The following is a 2,721-nucleotide window of genomic DNA, read 5'->3' as shown; positions in this document are numbered from 1 at the left end:
TTTAGTGGGCAAGGACACCCTCACTATCCGGCATTCGATTCCAATATCTCGTTCTGGTCCGGACGGCGGAACTCCACCTGTGCCAGAACCGTCAAAGGCTAAAATTGGGCCAAGTTATCTTTTGCGTTCAGGGGGTAGTTTCCCCGCTGCTGTCCAACATTCTACTGGACGTGTTGGATCGGGAACTGGAACGGCGAGGTCACCGTTTCTGCCGATACGCGGATGACTGCAACATCTACGTGCGGTCACGGCGGGCGGGGGAGCGCGTGATGACGTCCGTCACACAGTTTTTGAGCCGACAGCTCCGTTTGAAGGTGAACGCGGCGAAAAGCGCGGTGGCGCGCCCGTGGGAACGCAAGTTCCTGGGCTACTCCATGACGTGGAATCAAGAGCCGCGGTTGAAGGTGGCCGCCGCCTCGGTGAAGCGGTTCAAGGAGAAACTGCGGATGCAGTTCCGGCAAGGACGGGGACAGAATCTACAACAGTTCATCCAAGAGTTGAAACCGATCCTACGCGGCTGGGGAAATTACTTCCGGCGGGCGGAGGTGAAGAACATCTTCGAGGAACTGGACGGTTGGATACGGCGCAAACTACGCGTGCTGCTCTGGCGTCGGTGGAAACGCCCCTTCACCCGGGCTCGCTCCCTGAGACAACGTGGATTGGCGGAAGCGCGGGCTTGGCAATCGGCCACCAACGGACGCGGTCCGTGGTGGAATGCCGGCGCGTCGCACATGCACGAAGCCTTTCCTAAATCCTACTTTGATCGCTGTGGACTCGTCTCGCTGCGGGATCAACAGCTCGCACTCCAGCGATCTTTCTGAACCGCCGGATACGGAACCGTACGTCCGGTGGTGTGGGAGGACGGCGGGGGTAACCCCGCCTCCTACCCGATTGGCGTGAAAACGAGCTTGCCCCTGGCGTTCCACATCCAACTCGTCGTGCCCGCTGTGAATGACAATGGAGACCTCATCGCGTTTCCACCCCATTAAGCGCGATTATCGGACGCCGAGTCATCGAATGTTCGGGACTCTCCCGAATTTATCGTTTCCAGGTGTATGTGTGGACGTTTCCTTGTTTGTCCGAAAACGTTACTGAGAAGCAATCGGGCCCAGGAATCGGTTTCGGATCTATGATCAGTTCGTGGCCGGTAGGTCTTACCGCATACTCTGCAACGACACTGGCGTAAGGAAAGCAATGGAGGTAGAGCGGGCCTTTGGCAATTGCCGCTATTTCCATTAATTTTTGTGTGGGTGCAGCCCGTTCGAGGAATTGCGCCCTCTTCTTGACCCATAAGATGCCGATGTTGTGTAGAAGTATCAGGACCACAACGACAATCGACAACCATCGGGGTGCATTCTCATGCATTTTCACAAGGGCGGCCGCAACTATCCAGGCAAGCCCTACGCTAGCAAGATAGGTGTGGCGGCTCGGGACTTTTGACATGTAAGTAAGGAAGCTGTATGGCAGCAGCCCCAGTAAAATCCAAATCAAGGCCACGATTGAAAGGGTTCTAAACTCTCTGGCCTTCCAGAAAAGGAGAGCCGCAAGACTGATGATTCCCCAGACGAACAAGACTCGCCAGGAGCTGTTCGTCAGGGTCAACAACCAGGGTGCACTCGAGGAAAAACTACCATCGCGAAACCGTGGATTACTCGTTCTTGTCCCCATTATCCAAATTACGTAAGCCAGGGCTGTCCCCCCGAATGGTATCAGGCCAATAATACCGCGCTGCCAATTGGGACGCGCCGTGAGTACCGGCAGTAACATCAAGGGCACAATGATCCACGATGATTCCTTGGAGAACAGCGTCACGAAGAAGGAAACCAAAGCCGCACCATAAATCCACCAATGTCGGTTCTTCAACCACAGAACCCATGCCAGCAGACACATAAATCCAAATAGAAATAGAAGTAATTCCATCGAGGCGGCTACCCACATAACGGCTTCCTGGTGCCCTTCATAAATGGCAAAGAAAGACGCGCTCAATGCTGAAACACGCCATCCGATCACATCCCAGGCCCCTAATGCAAAGACCAGCCAGACGCAAAGTACATGAAGTGAAACACTGGCAATGTAGAAAGGCAGAGGACGAAATCCAAAAATGTGATCCAGCCCATAGCTGAGCAGGAAATAGGTGGCACGGTAGCGGGATCCTGGATCATGCGCAAGCTGCGCCCATCCAGTAATGTTGCCGTATTGTCGCGCGAGAGGAATCTGCACGAAATCGTCAGAGATGAAGGGAAAACTAAAGACAGGGAGGTAAGCCAAGACTGCGAGGGCAGTCAGCGCAAGAAGAATAAGGGGGATGTGCGATGAAAACTGATCTCGGTCAGTGTGCGCGATTAATATGGCACCCATCAAATGAAGTCTACCAACTGGCGATTCCTTGAGTCAATCCCCGTCCAAACCCGAGAAGCCGCGCACTTTCCAACGGAGAACCTCCGAACAGAGGCACACCATTATTGCGCAGACCGGGCTCATCACGGATCAGGCCGAAGCATCCTTGAGTACTCTTGAATCCATCGGGAGCTCGCTGAGTCTGCATTCGATTCGCAGAGGATTCCGAAAATGCGGGACAGCCGCGAATGGCACTAAGTTAAGGATTCTCGCCACGCGGCACGCGCATCCGCCTGGGTACTCCCACCGTGGTACGCTGCAAGATGGTTTGTGACAGGTCGAGCATTTTCTTGAGAATGCGATGGAGCCGGCGCTGATTGTGGA

2 protein-coding genes are annotated in these 2,721 nt (G+C 54.6%); one reads left to right on the top strand and one right to left on the bottom strand.

Annotated features, from left to right (window positions below):
- Positions 1 to 32 precede the first annotated feature (32 nt).
- A complete protein-coding gene (locus tag LAO21_23185) occupies positions 33 to 821 on the top strand; it encodes a hypothetical protein (GenBank protein MBZ5555621.1) in 789 nt (262 codons plus the stop codon).
- A 217-nt stretch (positions 822 to 1,038) separates the two neighbouring features.
- On the opposite strand, the gene LAO21_23180 is transcribed toward LAO21_23185, so the two are convergent.
- Positions 1,039 to 2,358, bottom strand: coding sequence for a hypothetical protein (locus LAO21_23180; GenBank protein MBZ5555620.1), 1,320 nt, complete (start codon positions 2,356 to 2,358; stop codon positions 1,039 to 1,041).
- Between the last annotated feature and the right edge of the window lie 363 nt (positions 2,359 to 2,721).

This window comes from Terriglobia bacterium (genome assembly GCA_020073085.1).
GTDB lineage: Bacteria > Acidobacteriota > Terriglobia > JAIQFV01 > JAIQFV01 > JAIQFV01.
Note: the sequence above shows the minus strand (reverse complement) of the source record. Positions and strands in the feature narration are given on the sequence as shown.

Coding starts and splice junctions, on each gene's coding strand:
- LAO21_23180 (MBZ5555620.1), bottom strand. CDS start 2,358: ATGGGTGCCATATTAATCGCGCACACTGACCGAGATCAGTTTTCATCG.